Annotated in this window: 18 protein-coding genes and 1 tRNA gene; 7 read left to right on the top strand and 12 right to left on the bottom strand. The window is 71.7% G+C overall.

Features of this window, described 5'->3' with window-relative positions; all coding sequences use genetic code 11:
• Nucleotide 1: 1 nt before the first annotated feature.
• The 4 genes from ABD907_RS00095 to ABD907_RS00080 form a co-directional block, all read right to left on the bottom strand.
• Nucleotides 2–772: a cyclase family protein gene (locus ABD907_RS00095; RefSeq protein ID WP_345214447.1), complete on the bottom strand. Its 771-nt coding sequence runs from the start codon at nt 770–772 to the stop codon at nt 2–4.
• Nucleotides 773–971: 199 nt separating this feature from the next.
• Nucleotides 972–1,043: transfer RNA gene (locus ABD907_RS00090), tRNA-Thr, on the bottom strand.
• Nucleotides 1,044–1,162: 119 nt separating this feature from the next.
• The gene (locus tag ABD907_RS00085) at nt 1,163–1,957 is read right to left on the bottom strand and encodes a DsbA family protein (protein WP_345214446.1); all 795 of its coding nucleotides are present in this window, start codon (nt 1,955–1,957) and stop codon (nt 1,163–1,165) included.
• Complete coding sequence (locus ABD907_RS00080; RefSeq protein WP_345214445.1) at nt 1,954–3,750, bottom strand: protein kinase domain-containing protein; 1,797 nt, start codon at nt 3,748–3,750, stop codon at nt 1,954–1,956. The genes ABD907_RS00085 and ABD907_RS00080 overlap by 4 nt, the downstream gene beginning before the upstream one ends.
• Nucleotides 3,751–3,897: 147 nt before the next feature.
• Here ABD907_RS00080 and ABD907_RS00075 point away from each other — a divergent pair, with 147 nt between their 5' ends.
• The 4 genes from ABD907_RS00075 to ABD907_RS00060 all read left to right on the top strand — a co-directional run bounded on the left by ABD907_RS00075 (nt 3,898) and on the right by ABD907_RS00060 (nt 8,957).
• A complete protein-coding gene (locus tag ABD907_RS00075) occupies nt 3,898–5,376 on the top strand; it encodes an alpha,alpha-trehalose-phosphate synthase (UDP-forming) (protein ID WP_345214444.1) in 1,479 nt (492 codons plus the stop codon).
• Complete coding sequence (otsB, locus tag ABD907_RS00070; protein WP_345214443.1) at nt 5,373–6,362, top strand: trehalose-phosphatase; 990 nt, start codon at nt 5,373–5,375, stop codon at nt 6,360–6,362. Before ABD907_RS00075 ends, otsB begins: the two co-directional genes overlap by 4 nt.
• Before the next feature lie 130 nt (nt 6,363–6,492).
• Entirely contained in the window at nt 6,493–7,617 is a 1,125-nt protein-coding gene (locus tag ABD907_RS00065) for an ABC transporter ATP-binding protein (protein WP_345214754.1), read from the top strand.
• 95 nt (nt 7,618–7,712) lie between these two features.
• A complete protein-coding gene (locus ABD907_RS00060; RefSeq protein ID WP_345214442.1) occupies nt 7,713–8,957 on the top strand; it encodes a DUF4032 domain-containing protein in 1,245 nt (414 codons plus the stop codon).
• Nucleotides 8,958–9,075: 118 nt separating this feature from the next.
• On the opposite strand, the gene rlmB is transcribed toward ABD907_RS00060, so the two are convergent.
• A complete protein-coding gene (gene rlmB / locus ABD907_RS00055; protein WP_345214441.1) occupies nt 9,076–10,107 on the bottom strand; it encodes a 23S rRNA (guanosine(2251)-2'-O)-methyltransferase RlmB in 1,032 nt (343 codons plus the stop codon).
• On the bottom strand, nt 10,107–11,546 hold the full coding sequence (gene cysS / locus ABD907_RS00050) for a cysteine--tRNA ligase (protein ID WP_345214440.1): 1,440 nt from the start codon (nt 11,544–11,546) through the stop codon (nt 10,107–10,109). Before cysS ends, rlmB begins: the two co-directional genes overlap by 1 nt.
• Before the next feature lie 73 nt (nt 11,547–11,619).
• Here cysS and ABD907_RS00045 point away from each other — a divergent pair, with 73 nt between their 5' ends.
• Nucleotides 11,620–12,981, top strand: a complete 1,362-nt coding sequence (locus tag ABD907_RS00045; RefSeq protein ID WP_345214439.1) for an MFS transporter — start codon at nt 11,620–11,622, stop codon at nt 12,979–12,981.
• A 5-nt stretch (nt 12,982–12,986) separates the two neighbouring features.
• On the opposite strand, the gene ispF is transcribed toward ABD907_RS00045, so the two are convergent.
• The 3 genes from ispF to ABD907_RS00030 are packed head-to-tail and all read right to left on the bottom strand — an operon-like array spanning nt 12,987 to nt 14,743.
• Nucleotides 12,987–13,472, bottom strand: a complete 486-nt coding sequence (gene ispF / locus ABD907_RS00040; protein ID WP_345214438.1) for a 2-C-methyl-D-erythritol 2,4-cyclodiphosphate synthase — start codon at nt 13,470–13,472, stop codon at nt 12,987–12,989.
• A 5-nt stretch (nt 13,473–13,477) separates the two neighbouring features.
• Nucleotides 13,478–14,218, bottom strand: coding sequence for a 2-C-methyl-D-erythritol 4-phosphate cytidylyltransferase (gene ispD, locus ABD907_RS00035; protein ID WP_345214437.1), 741 nt, complete (start codon nt 14,216–14,218; stop codon nt 13,478–13,480).
• A gap of 42 nt (nt 14,219–14,260) precedes the next feature.
• Nucleotides 14,261–14,743 (bottom strand): CarD family transcriptional regulator, encoded by a 483-nt coding sequence (locus tag ABD907_RS00030; RefSeq protein WP_345214436.1) that lies wholly within the window; start codon nt 14,741–14,743, stop codon nt 14,261–14,263.
• Nucleotides 14,744–14,958: 215 nt separating this feature from the next.
• On the opposite strand from ABD907_RS00030, the gene ABD907_RS00025 reads away from it, so the two are divergent.
• Complete coding sequence (locus tag ABD907_RS00025) at nt 14,959–15,471, top strand: hypothetical protein (RefSeq protein WP_345214435.1); 513 nt, start codon at nt 14,959–14,961, stop codon at nt 15,469–15,471.
• A gap of 10 nt (nt 15,472–15,481) precedes the next feature.
• Here ABD907_RS00025 and ABD907_RS00020 read toward each other — a convergent pair whose 3' ends face one another.
• Nucleotides 15,482–16,174 carry a response regulator transcription factor gene (locus tag ABD907_RS00020; RefSeq protein ID WP_345214434.1) on the bottom strand — a complete coding sequence of 231 codons (693 nt, stop codon included), beginning with the start codon at nt 16,172–16,174 and terminating at the stop codon, nt 15,482–15,484.
• Nucleotides 16,171–17,421 carry a sensor histidine kinase gene (locus ABD907_RS00015; RefSeq protein ID WP_345214433.1) on the bottom strand — a complete coding sequence of 417 codons (1,251 nt, stop codon included), beginning with the start codon at nt 17,419–17,421 and terminating at the stop codon, nt 16,171–16,173. The genes ABD907_RS00020 and ABD907_RS00015 overlap by 4 nt, the downstream gene beginning before the upstream one ends.
• A gap of 190 nt (nt 17,422–17,611) precedes the next feature.
• Between ABD907_RS00015 and phoU the strand changes: the two genes are divergently transcribed.
• Nucleotides 17,612–18,307 carry a phosphate signaling complex protein PhoU gene (phoU, locus tag ABD907_RS00010; protein WP_345214432.1) on the top strand — a complete coding sequence of 232 codons (696 nt, stop codon included), beginning with the start codon at nt 17,612–17,614 and terminating at the stop codon, nt 18,305–18,307.
• A gap of 124 nt (nt 18,308–18,431) precedes the next feature.
• Here the strand turns inward: phoU and ABD907_RS00005 are convergent.
• Nucleotides 18,432–18,627, bottom strand: a 196-nt coding sequence (locus ABD907_RS00005) for a transposase (protein ID WP_425555633.1), incomplete at its 5' end; no start/stop codon positions are given.

Genomic DNA, 18,627 nt, shown 5'->3' with positions numbered 1-18,627 from the left:
CTCACCGCTCGACGAGCGCCAGCACCCGCGCGGGCGAGCCCGAGCCGCCCACAATCTTCAGCGGCGAGGTGACCAGCAGCGCGCCGGTGGGCGGCAGTGCGGAGAGGTTCTGCAGCTGGGCCAGGCCGTACTTGCCGCTGCCCATGAGGAACGCGTGGCACGGGAACGGTGTCTCGAATCCGGGCGCGGCTCCGGCGTCGGTGCCGACGGTCTCGACCCCGACGCCGCGCAGGTTGCTCTCCTCGGCGACCCAGCGGGCGCACTCGGCGGACAGGCCGGGGCTGTGCGGTCCGTTCTCGTCGTTGTTGAGCATCTCGGTCTGCGTGGTGCGGGACGACCAGCCGGTGCGGCACAGCAGCCAGCCGCCGTCCGGCAGCGGGCCGTGCTCGGCCTCGAAGGCACGCACGTGCTCGACCTCGATGAGGAAGTCGGAGTCTGCGGCGACCTCGTCCGTCACGTCGAGGACGACGGCGGGCGCCACCAGGTGATCGGCGGGGACGGCGGAGACATCGGCCAGCTCCTTGCCGGTGACCCAGTGGTTCGGGGCGTCGAAGTGGGTGCCGGTGTGCTCGCCCGTGCGGAAGTTGTTCCAGTACCAGTACGGCCCGCGCTCGTCGTAGCGCGAGATCTCCTCGAGCTGGAAGGTCGCGGTCTGACCGAACTGCTCCGGCAGCTCGAGGATCGGGGTCTCAGACGTCAGCGGCGCGGTGAGGTCCACGACCTCCACGCTCCCGGTTCGCAGGGCGTCCAGCAGGGCGGTGAGCACGGCCATGTGATCTCCGATCGTCGAGGTGGATGGCGCTCAGCCTGGCACACCGACGAGGACGCCGACCGGTCAACGGCTCCGGGCCGAACCGAGCGAGGGCCACTCCCAACACCGAAGGCCACTGTTGCCACAGTCGCCCGTGGTGCTGGGAGTAGCCCTCGCTACCGTTGGTGCTCGGAGAGTAGGAACGGCCACCCACAATCTGAGCCGGAGGCGGGAATCGAACCCGCGATCGACTGTTTACAAGACAGTTGCGTTACCACTACGCCACTCCGGCAAGGCCATCTGGCCACCACCGCACCTCGGTCGAGGTCGGCGCGACCTGGAAGACCAGACCCATGCTAGTCAACCCGCGCAAACCGTGGGACTGCCTCGCGGCAGACGCCGACGAGCAGGTCACTCGCCGCTCGCGGCTCGCAGCGCCTCGGCGAGCGACCCGGGCGTGGACCACTCCTGGAACTCCTCGCCGTCGATCAGGATGGTCGGCGTGGCGCCGTAACCGTCACGGCTGAACTCCTGGGTGGTGGCGTCGACCCAGGCGTTGAAGCGCTGGTCCGGGATGGTGCTCGCCACGTCCTGCGGGACGCCCGAGTCAACGGCCGTCTGGACGATCTGCTCGTCGGTGGGCTCCGCCTGTCCCTGGGCGTTGAGGTCGAAGAGGGCACCCTGGAAGTCGTTGTACGCCTCCGGCGCCCCGTCGGCGACGACGGCGGCCGCCTCCGCGGACCGCCAGGACCAGCTGTTCTGATCGCCCCGGGAGAGGATGGAGACCGGGTGGTACACGACGGTCGCCGCACCGTTGGAGACGAGCTCGTCGATGTCCTCCGAGTTGACGTCCTCGAAGTTCGCGCAGTGCGGGCAGGCGAAGTCGAGGTAGACGTCGAGCACCGGCGCGCCCTCGTTCTCGGTGCCGGCGACCAGGTCCTCACCCATGGAGATGCCCCCGTCCTCGACCGAGGTGTTCTCGGGGACGTTCTCCACGTCGGCGATGGCGGACTGGGTGCCCTCGCGGATGATGAAGAACAGTGCGGCCGCAACGGCGAGCACCAGGACGACGCCGCCGCCGATGAGCAGCGTACGGTTGCGCTTCTCGCGCTTGGCCTGCGCCGCGCGCAGCTTCTGGGCCTGCTCACGTGCGGCGTCGCGGCGCTGTGCCTTGGTCGACGAGCTGGAGGAGTTCGGTTTCGTCACCGCACCAGGGTAAACGGCAACGGGACCCACGAGGCCGCCGGGGCCTCACCTGTGGCCACCTGCACACCGATGAAGAGGGCGAAGCCGAGGAACACGACGACGAGCAACGCCCGGTAGCCGGGCCCCGGAGTCAGGACCTCGAGCCACGCGCGGGCGCCCTCCCGGGCCGCGTCGCTGGTCGGGGTGAGCCAGGCGAGGAACAGCGCGACCAGACCGCCCGCCCACAGCACTACGGGTTCCTGGACGTTCGGCACGAGGCCCAGCGGGGCTCGACCACCGAGCCACCACACGACGCCGCCGGCCACGGCGCCCACCGCCACGCCGGGCAGCACGACCAGCAGGCCGCGCAGCAGGTGCCACGGGAGCCCGGCCAGCATCCTGGCGTCGTCACCGCGCCGCGGTCCCTTGCGCGTCCGCGCCGCGCGCCGCGAACGACCGGCCCACCCCGTCGTCGCGGTGAGGAGCAGCAACGCGGCGGCGAACACCACGAAGAGCCCCGGGAACGACGCCGCGGCGGCGCTGACGCCGACGCCGACCGCAAGGACCGAGGCGCTGCGGCGGCGGGCGCGCACGGCCCAGGTCGGCGTCACCGGCGGCTGCGACGGCGCCGAGCCCTGGTCCGGGTAGATCTGCTCGCCGTACCCCTGCTCCGGGTACCTCGGCTCCGGGTACCCCTGCCCGGCATACCCCTGCTGGGAGTACGACGGCGGCTCGGCGTCGTACCCGGCGGGAACCGGCTGCGCGGGAGCCGGTGGCACGGCCGGCATCACCTTGGTGTGCGACCCGCCGTCGAGGGGACCGGTCGCGGGTGCTTCCGGCCCGGGCGGCGGAGGTGCCTCGACCGTCGTCGTCGCGCCGTCCGAGCGGTTCCGCTCGACGGGGTATGTCGGTGGGACGACGGGAGCCGTCAGGCCCTCGTCCGGGGCCGTGGACACCGCCGTGGTCTCCCCGACCGCCGCGACGGGGCCGCCGTCGTCCGCGGCCTCCGGGTCGTCAGCGGCCTCGTCGAGGGCGGCGAGCACCTGGTCTGGCTGGAGGCGGCGCGCCGGATCCGGGTCGAGCGCCGCACTCAGCGTGCGCGCGACGGCGGCCGGCAGCCCCTCGGTGTCCGCCCGCCCGATCGCCACCCTCGCGAGCACCGCCTCCATCGAGCCGCGACCGAAGGGCGGGCGTGCCGTCGCGGCGAACAGCAGCACCGCCGCCCACGCCCACCAGTCGCCGACGGTCCCGGGGTCGCCGCCGGCGATGACCTCGGGATCGAGGTATCCCGGGGTGCCGGTGACCAGACCGGTCTGGGTGAGCCGGACGTCGTCGGCCACCTGGGCGATCCCGAAGTCGATGAGGACGGGTCCGTCGTCGGCGAGCATGACGTTCCCCGGCTTGAGGTCACGGTGGACGATGCCCTGCGCGTGGATGGCGCGCAGAGACGCCGCTAGACCGTGTGCCAGGCCGGCGAGCTCCTCGACGGTGAACGGTCCGTCGTCGACGATGTCGTCCTCGAGGGTGGGGCCCTCGACGAGCTCGGTGACCACGAACGCCTCGGCGTCCTCGACCTCGGCGTCCAGCACGCGCGCCACCCCGGCGTCCTTCACGCGGTGCATGAGCGCCACCTCCCGGGACAGCCGCTTGCGCGCCTGCGGGTCCGTGGCGATGTGCGGGTGGAGCAGCTTGAGCGCGACGTGCCGGCCGTCGGCGTCGACCGCCTCGTGCACGGTGCCCATCCCCCCGGAGCCCAGACGCCGGACCAGGCGGTAGCCGCCCACCTCCCGCGCCTGCCCCACCGGCTCCGTCATGAGGCCAACGTACCGAGCCGCCCGCGGCGCCGGGGCGGGTGCGCCCCGCTGCAGGTGTGATCTGCGCCGGGGACGCCCTCTCGCCGAGTGCGACTCCGCCCGGTCCCAGTACCGTGGAGGAAAGAGCAGAAGGAGCTGAGTGCAACCGTGCCGGCCGGAGAACATGATTTCGTCGTCGTCGCCAACCGCCTTCCCGTCGACATCTCCGTCGACGAGGAGGGTTCGCTGAGCTGGGAGCGTTCCCCCGGCGGTCTCGTCACCGCACTCGCACCCATCATGCGCAAGAACGACGGCGCATGGGTGGGGTGGTCCGGGCAGGTCGACTTCGAGCACCCCCCGTTCGAGGGCGAGGGCATGAAGCTGTGGCCGGTGACCCTGCGGGCGGACGAGGTCGCCCGCTACTACGAGGGATTCTCGAACGCGACCCTGTGGCCGCTGTACCACGACGTGATAGTGCCGCCGGAGTTCCACCGCACCTGGTGGAACTCCTACGCCGCGGTCAACCGCCGCTTCGCCGCCGCCGCCGCGGAGGCCGTCGCGCCCGGTGGCACCGTGTGGGTGCACGACTACCAGCTGCAGCTGGTCCCGTCGGTGCTGCGGCTGCTGCGTCCCGACGTGCGGATCGGGTTCTTCAACCACATCCCGTTCCCACCGGTCGAGATCTTCACCCAGCTGCCCTGGCGCCAGCAGGTGATCGACGGGCTGCTCGGCGCGGACCTGGTCGGCTTCCAGCGGCCCGGGGACGCCGCGAACTTCCTGCGCGCCGTGCGGCGGTTGACCGACCTGCAGGTCCGCGGGCCGCAGGTGACGATCCCCGGGCGGTGGTCGCGGCCGGACCGCACGGTGCGCGCCCAGGCGTTCCCCATCTCGATCGACTCCGAGTCCTTCGACCAGCTGGCCCGCAAGCCCGAGGTCCTCGAGCGGGCCAAGGAGATCCGCTCCGAGGTGGGCAACCCGGACGTGCTGCTGCTCGGCGTCGACCGGCTCGACTACACCAAGGGCATCCGGCACCGCCTCAAGGCCTTCGGCGAGCTGCTCGAGGACGGTCAGCTGCGCGTCCCGGAGGCCAGCATGGTCCAGGTCGCCAGCCCGTCACGCGAGCGCGTCGACCAGTACCGGCAGCTGCGCGACGAGGTCGAGGTGACCGTCGGGCGGATCAACGGCGACTACGGCACGCTCGGCCGGGCCGCCGTGCACTACCTCCACCACTCGTACCCGATGGAGGAGATGGCCGCGCTGTTCCTGGCCGCGGACGTCATGCTGGTGACCTCCCTGCGCGACGGGATGAACCTCGTCGCCAAGGAGTACGTCGCCGCCCGCTGGGACCTCGGCGGGGCGCTCGTGCTCTCCGAGTTCACGGGCGCCGCGGACGAGCTCACCCACGCCCTGACGATCAACCCGCACGACATCGACGGCACCAAGGCCACGATCATGCGGGCCGTCGGGATGGAACCGAAGGAGGCCAGGCGCCGGATGCGCGGCCTGCGCCGTCGGGTCCTCGAGCACGACGTCCAGCGGTGGGCCGACGACTTCCTCGGCTACCTCGCCATGTCGGTCCCGCCCACCACGGACGCCGGCCCCGAGAGGCCGGACGAGTCAGGCACCACGCAGCAGGAGAGCTCATGAGCCACAGTGCCACCGGCCCCCAGCCCACCGACGCGGACCGCTCCGCCGCAGAGCCCGGCCAGGTCGACGCCGGAGCTCGCGGCCGGGTCGACGGTGGAGTCCCCGGCCCGGGTGTCGACGCACCGTTGTTCAGCGCCCGCCTGCGACCGGACCTCGACGAGGCCCTGGAGGCCTTCGCCGCCCGTGGCCGACTGCTGGTCGGGCTGGACTTCGACGGCGTGCTCGCCCCCATCGTCGTGGACCCCACGACATCGCGGATGCTCCCCGCGTCGGCCGACGCCGTCGCCCGCCTGAGCGCGCTGCCGGACGTCGAGGTGGTCCTCGTCTCGGGCCGCGACGCCGAGGACCTGGCCGCCCTCGCCGGCCTGCCGACCGGTAGCCGGGTGGTCGGCTCGCACGGCGCCCAGTGGGGCCGGGTCGTCACCACCCCCGGTGGCGGCGCCGGCCTCGAGTCCGACGGGGTCGAGCTCAGCGAGTCCCAGGCCGGCCTGAAGGCCGAGCTGCTGCGCGAGACGGAGGCCCTGGCCGACGGCGTCGACGGCGCCTGGGTGCATGCCAAGCCCGCCGCCGTCGTCCTGCACACCAGGCCCGCGGACCCGGCCGCGGCCGAGGCGCTGACCGAACGGGTCCTCGCAGGTCCGGCCGCCCGTGACGGGGTCCACGTCCTCGTCGGCAAGCAGGTCGTCGAGATGGCGGTGCTCGAGGTGACCAAGGGCGACGCCATGGTGCAGCTGCGGCAGAGCCTCGACGTCGACGCCGCCCTCTACATCGGTGACGACACCACGGACGAGGACGCCTTCGTCGTCCTCGACGCCACGGCCCACGACCTGACGATCAAGGTAGGCGAGGGCCCGACCGCGGCCGCCTACCGGGTGACCGATCCGGACGAGGCCTCGGCCGTGCTCCTCCGGCTCGTCGAGCTGCTGGAAGCCTCGCGGTCACCTGCCGGCCACGAGCAGGATTCCCGCTCGTCACCCGAGGTGTGACAAGATGGCCCCGGCAGCTGTCGTGAGCCGTGATGCTCACGACAGCAGCTGTGTCAGAGCGGACACGAGCTGACACCTTTCACAACGGATCGTCCGGCACGTACCTGCCGGTGAAGGGATGTGCACCACCATGGCCTCCGTCACTTTTGACCACGCCACCAGGACCTACCCGGGCACCGAGCGCCCGGCGGTCGACGCCCTCGACCTCGAGGTCGCCGACGGCGAGTTCCTGGTTCTCGTCGGCCCCTCCGGCTGCGGGAAGTCCACCTCGCTGCGGATGCTCGCGGGCCTGGAGGACGTCAACTCCGGCCGAATCTTCATCGGGGACCGCGACGTCACCGACGTCCAGCCCAAGGACCGTGACATCGCCATGGTCTTCCAGAACTACGCGTTGTACCCGCACATGTCGGTCGCCGACAACATGGGCTTCGCCCTGAAGATCGCGGGCAAGCCGAAGGCGGAGATCCGCCAGCGCGTCGAGGAAGCAGCGAAGATCCTCGACCTCAGCGAGTACCTCAGCCGGAAGCCGAAGGCGCTCTCCGGCGGTCAGCGTCAGCGTGTGGCCATGGGCCGCGCGATCGTCCGTCAGCCGCAGGTCTTCCTCATGGACGAGCCGCTGTCGAACCTCGACGCCAAGCTGCGTGTGCAGACCCGTACCCAGATCGCCTCGCTGCAGCGGCGCCTGGGCGTCACCACCGTCTACGTCACGCACGACCAGACGGAGGCCCTGACAATGGGTGACCGCATCGCGGTCCTCAAGGACGGCGTCCTGCAGCAGATCGGCTCCCCGCGCGACATGTACGACACGCCCGCGAACGTGTTCGTCGCCGGCTTCATCGGCTCGCCGGCCATGAACCTCGGCGACTTCAACGTCCAGGACGGCCAGGCCGTGCTCGGCTCGGCGCGCGTGCCGCTCACCCGCACCACGCTCGACGCGATCACGCCGGAGGACGAGGGCAGGATCATCCTCGGGTTCCGCCCGGAGGCCCTGGACCAGGTGCCCGAGGGTCAGGGCGGCATCCCGGTGAGCGTCAACCTCGTCGAGGAGCTCGGCTCGGACGCCTTCGTCTACGGCTCTCTCGCCGGCGACAAGGAGCTCGCCGAGCACCTGGGCTCCGGCGAGGACTCCAGCCAGATCATCGTGCGCTGCGACCCGCGTGACACGCCCATGAAGGGCGACACCATCCACGTCCAGATCAAGCAGGGCGAGCAGCACGTGTTCTCGAGCGCGACCAGCCAGCGCCTGCCGGTGTAGGTCCTTCGTCGCGAACTGCGACAATCCAGGGGCGGGTCCGAGCGGACCCGCCCCTGGCTTTTCCAGAGCCGGGCGCGAGCACGCCAGGAGAACGCATGGCCCAGCAGCTGCAGATCACGGCCGCGACGGTCGACCCTGCGCTGCTCGACCTTCCCTGGGAGGTTCCGCTCGAGGAGTGGCCGCCCGACGTCCTCGCCGCCCTACCCCGCGGCATCTCCCGGCACGTGGTGCGCTTCGTCCGGCTCTCGGGCCGGATCATCGCCGTGAAGGAGATCGGCGAGAGTGTCGCGTACCACGAGTACGAGCAGCTCCGCGCGCTCGGCCGGCTCGACGCGCCCTCCGTCCAGCCGATCGCCGTCATCACCGGTCGTAGCAGCCCCACCGGTGAGGAGCTGAACTCCGTGCTCGTCACCGAGCACCTGCAGTACTCCCTCCCCTACCGCGCGCTGTTCAGCCAGTACATGCGGCCCGAGACCGCCGGCCGCCTCATCGACGCGCTGAGCGTGCTGCTCGTTCGCCTGCACCTGCTCGGCTTCTACTGGGGCGACGTCTCTCTGTCGAACACGCTGTTCCGCAGAGACGCCGGCGCCTTCGCCGCGTACCTCGTCGACGCCGAGACGGGCGAGCTGCACCCGCAGCTGACGGTCGGGCAGCGCAGCTACGACGTCGACCTCGCCCGGACGAACATCATCGGCGAGCTCATGGACCTCCAGGCCGGTGAGGTGCTCGACGAGGACGTCGACGTCATCGAGGTCGGCAACCAGATCGTCGAGCGCTACGAGTCGCTGTGGGCCGAGCTCACCCAGGAGGAGTCCTTCGACACCGCCGAGCGGTGGCGCGTCACCTCACGGATCAACCGGCTCAACGACCTCGGGTTCGACGTCGGTGAGCTGACCATCACCACGGACGTCGGCGGCACCACCGTGTCCATCGAGCCGAAGGTGGTCGACGCCGGCCACTACCACCGTCAGATCATGCGCCTGACCGGTCTGGACGTGCAGGAGAACCAGGCCCGGCGGATGCTCAACGATCTTGACTCCTACCGGGCGGAGACGGATCGGCAGAACGACGACCCGGTGATCGTCGCGCACGACTGGCTGGACGAGGTGTTCAACCCGACCGTGCGGGCGGTCCCGCGCGACCTGCGCCGCAAGCTCGAGCCCGCGGAGATCTTCCACGAGGTGCTCGAGCACCGGTGGTTCGTCTCCCAGCAGCAGGCGCGGGACGTCCCCATGTCCGAGGCCGTGGCCTCCTACGTCGAGAACGTGCTGCGGCACCGCCCGGACGAGCGCTCGTTCCTCGACCGCGACTCCGTCGAGATGCCCACCGTCGACATCTGAGGCGCGCTCTCCCGCAAGGAGCTCGACCGCGCGGTGGACCCCCGGGCGTGTGGTAGCTGTCCGCACCAGCCAGGCGCTGGCCCGCCGGCGATCACGGCGTCGTCCGGCGGCGCCGGCATCAGCCGGTGCGGCGGCGGTCGATCTCGTAGAGCGCGATGCCGGTGGCCACGGCGGCGTTGAGCGACTCCACCGACCGGGCGATCGGGATGCGGGCCACGATGTCGCAGTGCTCCTTGACGAGGCGGGACAGGCCCTTGCCCTCGGAGCCGGTGACCAGCACCACCGGCTCCGTGGCGACCTCCACGTCACCCACGCCGACCGAGCCGTCGCCGTCGAGCCCGACGACGAAGCAGCCGGCCGACTTCAGCTCCTCCAGCGCCCGGACGAGGTTCGTCGCGCGGGCGACCGGCACCCGGGCCGCAGCACCGGCGGAGACCTTCCACGCCGTCGCGTTGACGCCCGCGGAGCGGCGCTCGGGCACGAGCACACCGTCCGCGCCGAACGCGCCGGCGCTGCGCAGCACCGCGCCGAGGTTGTGCGGGTCGGTCACGCCGTCGAGAGCGACCACCAGGGCCGGGTGGTTCGCCCGCTCGGCGGCGGCGAGCAGGTCCTGGACGTCGCGGTAGTCGTAGGGCGGCACCTCGATGGCGACCCCCTGGTGCACGGCACCCTCGGTGAGGTGGTCCAGGTCCGTGCGCGAGACCTCGAGCAGCGGCGTGCCGAGCGCGGTGGCGGTGCGCACCACCTCGGCCACGCGCTCGTCGGTGGCCTTCCCACCCGAGAGCAGCACCCGCCGCAACGGCACGCCGGAGCGGACCGCCTCCGTCACCGGGTTGCGGCCGGCGATGATCTCGCTCTCTGGGTCGATCCCGACGGCGCCGCGGACCTTGGCGGCCCGCTGCGCACCCACGACGTTCCCACGCGGCTGCCGGACCTGGCCCTTGCCGGGCCGCGCCTGCTCGTCACCCTTCGACTCCTTCTCGGCCGCCGCCTTGCGCTTGGCGGCCGGGTGGTACGGGCGCTCCTCGGCCTTCGGCGTCGGTCCGCGGCCGGTGAGGCCGCGGCGGCGCTGACCGCCCGACCCGACGGTCTGGCCCTTCTTCGACCCCGGCTTGCGCACGGCGCCACGACGCTTCGAGTTTCCTGCCATCAGCGTGCTCCCTTCAGCTGCCAGCGGGCGCCGTCCGAGGAGTCCTCGACGACGACGCCGGCCGCGGCGAGCCGGTCCCGCAGCTCATCGGCGCGAGCCCAGTCCTTCGCGGCGCGGGCGCCGTCACGTTCGGCGAGGACCGCCGATACGAGGGCGTCCAGCGCCTCGTGCTCCCCCGAGTCCGGGCCGGTGTCTCGCCAGGGCTCGGCCAGCGGGTCGAGACCCAGCACGTCGAGCATCGCACGTACCTGCAGCTGCGCGCCGCGCACGGCGGCGTCGTCGCCAGCGGTCAGCGCGGAGTTGCCGGTACGAAGCTGCTCGTGCACGACGGCGAGCGCGGCGGAGATGTTCAGGTCGTCGTCCATCGCGGTCACGAACCCGGACGGCAGGGTGCCGGGACCGGCGGAGGCGACCTCGTCCGCCGGCACCTCGCCGACCCGCCCGACAGCGCGTTCCAGGAACCCGGAGAAGCGTCCCCAGGACCCGGCGGCCTCGGCGACGGTGACGTCCGAGAATTCGACCGTGGAACGGTAGTGCACGGTGCCCAGGGCGTAGCGCAGCACGGGCGCCGGGACGGCCTCGAGGACGTTGGTCACCACGAGGGAGTTCCCGAGCGACTTGCTCATCTTCTCCCCGCCGGTGGTCACCCACGCGTTGTGCACCCAGTACCGGGCGAAGCCGAAGCCGGCGGCGTGGGACTGCGCCTGCTCGTTCTCGTGGTGCGGGAAGCGCAGGTCGATGCCGCCGCCGTGGATGTCGAAGGTCTCGCCGAGGTAGCGTCGCGCCATCGCGGAGCACTCGAGGTGCCACCCGGGACGGCCGCGTCCGAACCGTGTCGGCCAGGACGCCGTCGCCGGCTCTCCCGGCTTCGCGGCCTTCCACAGCGCGAAATCGTGGACGTCCTGCTTGTCGGTGGGCGCCGCGCCGTCGGCCTCGTCCTCGCCCGCGAGGTTCTCCAGGGCCTGGTGCGTCAGCGAGCCGTACTCCGGCAGGGACCGCACGCCGAAGTACACGTTGCCCTCGTCGCCGGTGTAGGCGTGACCGCGCTCGACGAGCCGTTCGATCAGCTCGACCATCTCGGTGACGTGGCCCGTGGCGCGCGGCTCGTAGGTGGGTCGGGCGATGCCGAGCGCGTCGTAGGCCGCCGTGAACTCCTGCTCGAAGCGGTACGCCCACGCCCACCACGGCGCGCCGGCCTCGGCGGACTTGGTGAGGATCTTGTCGTCGATGTCGGTGACGTTGCGGATGAGCGTGACGTCCATGCCCCGACGGCGCAACCACCGCACCAGCACGTCGAACGCGATGGCGGCGCGCATGTGCCCGACGTGCGGGGCGCCCTGGACGGTCGCGCCACACAGGTAGATGCCCACCTTGCCCGGATCGAGGGGTTCGAAGGGGCGCACCGACCGTGTGGCGGAGTCGTACAGGCTGAGGCTCACCAGCCCAGGCTACCTGCGCGCACCGGCACGGTTCCGCCACCGGACGGTCACTCGCAGCCGTTACGGTTCCCGTGTGACAAAGGGATCAGGTCCGGACCCGGGAGCGGCGCCGAGGCCACCCGCGGCGCCGCCGGGCGCCGATGGCTCCCCACCAGCGGCCGGCATGCCGAACGCCCCCGCGCCGCGCCGCACGGTGGCCGCGTGGAGCCTGTGGGACTTCGGCTCCAACGCGTTCAACACGGTCATCCTGTCCTTCGTCTTCTCGGTGTACGTCACCGGGACCGTCGCCGCCGACCCCGAGACCGGGCAGCAGTTCTACGCCAACGCGCAGACCATCGCCGGGGTCCTCGTGGCCCTGGTGGCTCCGCTGATGGGCGCCTGGGCCGACCGGGTGCGCAACCGGCGGCTGCTGCTGACGGTCTCCACGCTGGCGGTCGTCGTGACCATGGCCGCGATGTGGTTCGTCCGGCCGGAGCACATCTACCTCGTCCTGGGCGTCACCCTGATCGCCCTCGCGTCGGTGATAGCCGAGGTCGCGGGCGTCTTCTACAACGGCATGCTGCACCAGATCTCGACGCCGACCACGGTCGGACGGATCTCGGGGACGGCGTGGGCGCTGGGCTACGTCGGTGGCGTCATCGCCCTCGTCATCGCGCTGTTCGGCCTGATCCTGAACGGCGGCATGCTCGGGGTGCCGACCGAGGATGCCACCAACGCCCGGGCCGTGGCTCTGCTGTGCGCGGGATGGTTCCTGCTGTTCTCGCTGCCGATCATGGTGTGGGGGCCCACCGAGGTCCCCGAGGAGGCGCGGGTGCACGAGCCGTTCCGGCCCCTCGCCACCTACAAGGAGATCGGTAAGCGGATCGCGCGCATGTGGCGCTCGGAGCGTTCGCTGCTGCACTTCCTGCTCGCGGCCGCCGTCTACCGCGACGGGCTCAGCTCGATCTTCTCGTTCGCGGGGGTCATCGCGGCCAGCTCCTACGGCATGGACACCGTGGACGTGGCGATCTTCGGCATCGCCGCCAACGTCGTCGCCGCCGGCGGCACGTGGGTGTTCGGACGCCTCGACGACCGTGTCGGTCCGCGCCCCATCATCGTCGGCACGCTCACCGCGATGATCGTCTTCGGGCTCGTCATCATCGCCTTCGATCCCACGGCCGTCTTCTGGGTCTTCGGCCTCGCGATCGCGTCGCTGGTCGGTGCCGTGCAGTCGGCGTCCCGGACGCTGCTGACCCGGATCGTCCCGCCCCAGGACGTCAACGAGACCTTCGGGCTCTACGCGACGGCGGGGCGGGCGGTCAGCTTTCTCTCGCCGTTCCTCATCGGCGTCTTCACCGCACTCGGCGGTGCCCGCATGGGCATGCTGGGGATCGTCGTGACGCTGGCGCTCGGGCTGGCCGTGTTCCTGCCGCTGAAGGTGGCCGTCAGGCGCTGAGGCGGTCAGTCCGCCGCGGGCAGGACGAGGGCCGTGGCGAGGGCGGCCACGCCCTCCCCCCGTCCGGTGAGGCCCAGCCCGTCCGTCGTCGTCGCGGAAACCGAGACCGGTGCCGCGAGCGCGTCGCTCATGGCCTCCTCGGCCTCGCTGCGACGGGCTCCGACGCGGGGACGGTTGCCGATCACCTGGACGGCGACGTTGCCGATCTGCCATCCGGCGTGCCGCAGGCGTCGGGCCGTCTCGCCGAGGAGCGCGGCGCCGGACGCGCCGGCCCACGCGGGGTCGGACGTGCCGAACTGGGTGCCGAGGTCGCCCAGGCCCGCGGCGGACAGCAGGGCGTCGCAGGCGGCGTGCGCGGCGACGTCGCCGTCGGAGTGCCCCGCCAGGCCGGTCTCGCCGGGCCAGTCCAGGCAGGCGAGCCGCATGGGCCGGTCCGATCCCGCCGCGGCGAACGCGTGCACGTCCGTGCCGATCCCCGTCCGTAGCCGCATGGCGTTCACCGTAGCGACCGCTCACGCAGCAGGACCTCGGCGACGGCGAGATCGCGCGGCGTGGTGATCTTCAGGGCTCGCTCGTCGCCGGGGACCACCCACACCGGCTCGCCGAGCGCCTCGACGAGGCCGGCGTCGTCCGAGACCGCGGAGCCCTCGGCGGCGCCGCGGTGCGCACCGGCCCGGTGGGCGGCGTCGAGCAGGGCGCGGTCGAAGCCCTGGGGCGTCTGGACGGCGCGCAGGTCGCCACGGTCGACGGTGGCGAGGACCGGCTCGGCGCCGTCGGGCTCCTGATCGCCGCGGGGACCGACGTGTTTGACCGTGTCCGTCACCGGCAGTGCCGGGACGACGGCGCGCCGACCCGACCGCACGGCGGCCTCGACGGCGGCCGTCAGCGCGGGCGGGGTGAGGCAGCGTGCGGCGTCGTGGACGAGGACGACGTCCACGTCGTCATCGAGGGCGGCCAGCCCGGCGGCGACGGAGGCCTGCCGGGTCGTCCCACCGGGGACCACGCGGACGGGTACGGCACGTCCGGGCACGACGCCGCCCGGGAACTGTGCCGTGAAGGCGTCGAGCGTCGCGGCGGGGACGGTGACGACGACGCTGCTCAGGCAGGCGGCGTCGGCGAGGCCCCGGGCGGCGCGGACGACGAGCGTCTCGCCGGCGAGCTCGACGAGGCCCTTCGGGACGTCCAGCCCGAGCCGCGTGCCGGAGCCGGCAGACGTCAGGACGGCGGCCGAGGTCATCGATCGGCCGCGAGACGGGTCAGGACGCGAGAGCGGACCGGGTCAGGACGCGAGGACGTCGTCGAGGATGGCCTCGGCCTTCTCCTCCTCGGTCTTCTCCGCGAGCGCGAGCTCGGAGACGAGGATCTGGCGGGCCTTGGCGAGCATGCGCTTCTCACCGGCGGAGAGGCCGCGGTCGGTGTCGCGGCGGGAGAGGTCGCGCACGACCTCGGCGACCTTGATCACGTCGCCGGAGGCGATCTTCTCGACGTTCGCCTTGTACCGGCGGGACCAGTTGGTCGGCTCCTCGGTGTAGGGCGCACGCAGCACGTCGAAGACCTTCTCGAGCCCTTCCTTGCCGACCACGTCGCGGACGCCGACGAGATCGACGTTCTCGGCGGGAACCTGGATCGTGAGATCACCCTGGGCGACCCGGAGATGGAGGTAGATCTTCTCCTCGCCGCGAATGACGCGGGTGGAGATGTCCTCGATCAGCGCGGCCCCGTGGTGGGGGTAGACGACGGTCTCGCCGACAGCGAAGGTCATTGTGTTGTGCTCCTCGGTCGTGAAGGACTCCAGTCTATCACGGAAAAGTGGCGTGATTCCGCGGCTCCTGCGCTGCCCCGGCCACCGGCCGCGGCACCCCGGACCGGTCGGTGGGTCGCAGGGGCACCTCTCGGGTAACCTCCACGGGGGACGCCCGAGCCGGCAGCCCCGGGAGAGTCGACGCGGCAGGCCCGCACCGTAGAAGGAGAAGTTTCGTGGTCCGCACCACCCCTCGCACTCGCCTCGCCGCGCTGGGCGCCGCCGCCGTCGCGACGCTGGTCGGCGGCTGCTCGTTCGCGAACCCGATCACCACCGCCCAGGCCTACGCCCCCAGCGACGGGATCCGGGTGCCGATCAGCGACGAGGTGTCGGTGGAGAACCTCTTGGTCCTCACCGAGGGTGCCGGGGAGACCGGGTACGTGCTCGGTGCCGTGGTGAACCACACCTCCGAGGAGGTCGAGGTCTCCCTGACCCTGGGTGAGGAGGCCGCGCCGATCCCGGTAACGGTCGAGCCGGAGGGTGAGGTCAACTTCACCGGTGCCGGCCTCACCCTCGAGGAGGTCGCCGTCGCTCCCGGCGCCACCCTGACGTCCGTCGTGTCCACCGGCTCGGCCGGTGAGCTCGCCGTCGACGTGCCCGTCCTGGACGGCACCCTCCCGCCCTACGACCGCTATCTCGACGCGGTCGAGTCCGGCGGGACCTGGACGCCGGAGCCCACGCAGGGTTGAGGGTGACCGGTCAGCTCTCGGGGCTGACCAGCTTGTAGCCGAGGCCGCGGACCGTCTGCAGCATGCTGGGCCGCGCCGGGTCCTCCTCGATCTTCGCGCGCACGCGCTTGACGTGGACGTCGAGCGTCTTGGTGTCGCCGACGTAGTTCGAGCCCCAGATCCGGTCGATGAGCTGGCCCCTGGTCAGCACCCGGTCCGGGTTGCGCAGGAAGAGCTCGAGCAGCTCGAACTCTCGCAGCGGCATGGCGACGAGCTCGTCGTCGACCATCAGCTCGTGCCGGTCGACGTCCATCCTGACCCGCCCGACGGACAGGACCGACGGCTCCGAGAGGTCGTCCTGCGCACCGCCCCGACGTAGCACCGCGTGCACCCGTGCGACCAGCTCGCGGTAGGAGTACGGCTTCGTGAGGTAGTCGTCCGCGCCGATCTCCAGGCCGACGACCTTGTCGATCTCGCTGTCCTTGGCGGTGAGCATGATGACCGGGACGTTGCCGCGCTGGCGGAGCTGGCGGCACACCTCCGTGCCGGACAGCCGCGGCAGCATGAGGTCGAGGAGGACGATGTCGACGCCGCCCCGGTCGTACGCGGTGAGCGCGTCGTGGCCGTCGGCCACCGCCACGACGTCGTAGCCGTCGCGTTCCAGCTTGAAGGTCAGCGGCTCCCGGTACGAGGCCTCGTCCTCCACAAGAAGGATCGTCGTCATCGGTGGGTGTCCTCCATCTCGGTGCGGCCGCTGCGCGGGGTGCGCCGGGCCTGGTCTTGCGTGTCGTCGCCGTGAGCGTCCGCCGGCCGGTCAGCCTCCTGAGGCGCGCCCTCCTGAGGCGCGTCCGGCGGGTACGCCTGGGGAAGCACGATCGTGAAGGTCGACCCCTTGCCGGAGGTCGACCACAGCTCGACCCGGCCGCCGTGGTCGTTGACGATGTGCTTGACGATGCTCAGTCCCAGCCCCGACCCGCCGGTCTCGCGGGAGCGGGCCTCGTCGCCGCGGTAGAACCGCTCGAACACGCGCCCCCGCTGTTCGGGCGCGATGCCGGTGCCCTGATCGACGACGGCGATCCGCACCAGCGCGTCGTGGCAGGAGACGCCGACCGAGACCCGCGCGGACGGGCGCGAGTAGCGCACCGCGTTGTCGAGCAGGTTGCGCACCGCAGTGGTCAGCAGTGCCGAGTCGCCGTAGACGTTCAGCCCGGACGTGCCGCCGCGCACGAGGGTGACCTTGCGCGCCGACGCCTCGACCTTCACGCGGTCCACGGCCTCGGCGACGACGTCGTCGACGTCGATGAGCTCGGGATCGACGAGGGCGTCCGGGCGCTGAAGGCGGGACAGCTCGATGAGCTCCTGGACCAGCGCACCGAGCCGGCCGGACTCCTTGTGCATCTGCTCGGCGAAGTGGCGCACCGTGTCCGGCTCGTCGGCCGCCTCGGCGATGGTCTCGGCGAGCAGCGACAGGGCACCGACCGGGGTCTTGAGCTCGTGGGAGACGTTGGCGGTGAAGTCGCGCCGCATCTCCTCCAGGCGCCGGGCCTCGGTGCGGTCCTCGGCGAGGACGAGCACACGGCCGTGGCGCAGCGGCGCCACCCTGACGTCCATCCGCCAGGTCCCCGTGCCCTCCACCGGTCCGCGCGCCAACGACATCTCCGCGTCCCGGATCTCGCCGTCGCGCCGCAACCCGGCGACCATGTCGCGGATCTCGGTGTGGGCGAGGACGTCGTCGCGGACCAGGCCGAAGGAGTAGGCGGCGGCGCTCGCCCGCTGCACCTCGTCGTCGGGGTCCAGGACGACGACGGCCTGCGGCAGCACGGACAGGACCGAGACGACGTCGTCGCGGCCGTCTCCGTCACCCGGTTCCGGGACGCGTCGCTCCCGCTCGCTGACGAGAAAGGCGATCACCCCGGCGCCGACGACGAGCAGGGCCAGCAGCACGATGCTGACGATCTGCCAGGGCTCCATGCCTGCAGCGTAGGCGGCTGACCAGGCGTTCACCGACCCCACGCGGCCCCGTCATGCGCCGTTCACCGGGGCGCCACCGTTCGTACATGGGTGCCCACTTGGCTACGGTTGGCACAGGAGTACCGCTCGCGGCGTGGTGTGCAGCACCCGGCCGGCAGCAGCGGACGTCACGACCGCACAAGGAGCCGCGATGCGAGAGATCTTCAAGCAAGAGATAGAACAGCTGGGCCTGGACCTGGTCAGCATGGCCGAGCACATGTCGAGCGCCATCGACAAGGCGACGACGGCGCTCGAGAAGGCGGACCTCACCCTCGCCGAGCAGGTCATCGACGCCGACGAGAGCATCGACGAGATCGAGCAGCGCATCGACGAGCAGGCAGTGTCGCTGCTGGCCAGGCAGCAGCCGGTGGCCACGGACCTGCGCGTCGTCGTCACCGCCCTGCGCCTGTCGGCCACGCTCGAGCGCATGGGCGACCTCGCCCGGCACGTGGCGGACGTCGCCCGTGGCCGCTACCCCGAGGTGGCCGCCGCCCAGGGACGGTCGTACGACATTCTGCTCGACATGGCCCGCCAGGCCTCGAAGGTCGGCACGCAGGTGGTCGAGCTCCTGCGGACGAACGACCTCGCGCTGGCCGCCAGCATCGAGTCCGACGACGAGGTGCTCGACCGGCTGCACGAGCAGTCGTTCCAGGTGGTGCTGGACGAGGACGAGGACCTCACGCGCCAGCAGATCGTCGACGTCGTCCTCCTGGGCCGCTACCTCGAGCGGTTCGGCGACCACGGCGTCTCCGTGGCCCGGCGGATCTCGTTCCTGGTGACCGGTGACCTGACGAACGCCGTCGCCATGGTCGCCGAGACCTCACCGCGCAACTCCGAGACAAGCTGAGCCGGGGCGCCCCGGTCCGCCGCTGAGCGCCGGGAGACGGCGAGAACGGCGCAGCACGGCGCAGCAGACGGCACGGGCCCCGCACCAGGGGCGGGTTCTACGGGTCCTCGCAACACCTGATGATCTAAGTGGTTGTCAGTAGATCACGCAGACGCTCGGCTAGGGTTTCCCAGCCGAGCGTTTTGCGTGGTCGGCCGTTGAGTTCCTGGGCCACATGCTCGAGGTCCTCTGGCCCGTAGATTGATAGGTCGGTGCCCTTGGGGAAGTACTGGCGCAGCAGTCCGTTGGTGTTCTCGTTCGATCCGCGCTGCCAGGGCGAG

This window comes from Georgenia halophila (assembly GCF_039541595.1).
Note: the sequence above shows the minus strand (reverse complement) of the source record. Positions and strands in the feature narration are given on the sequence as shown.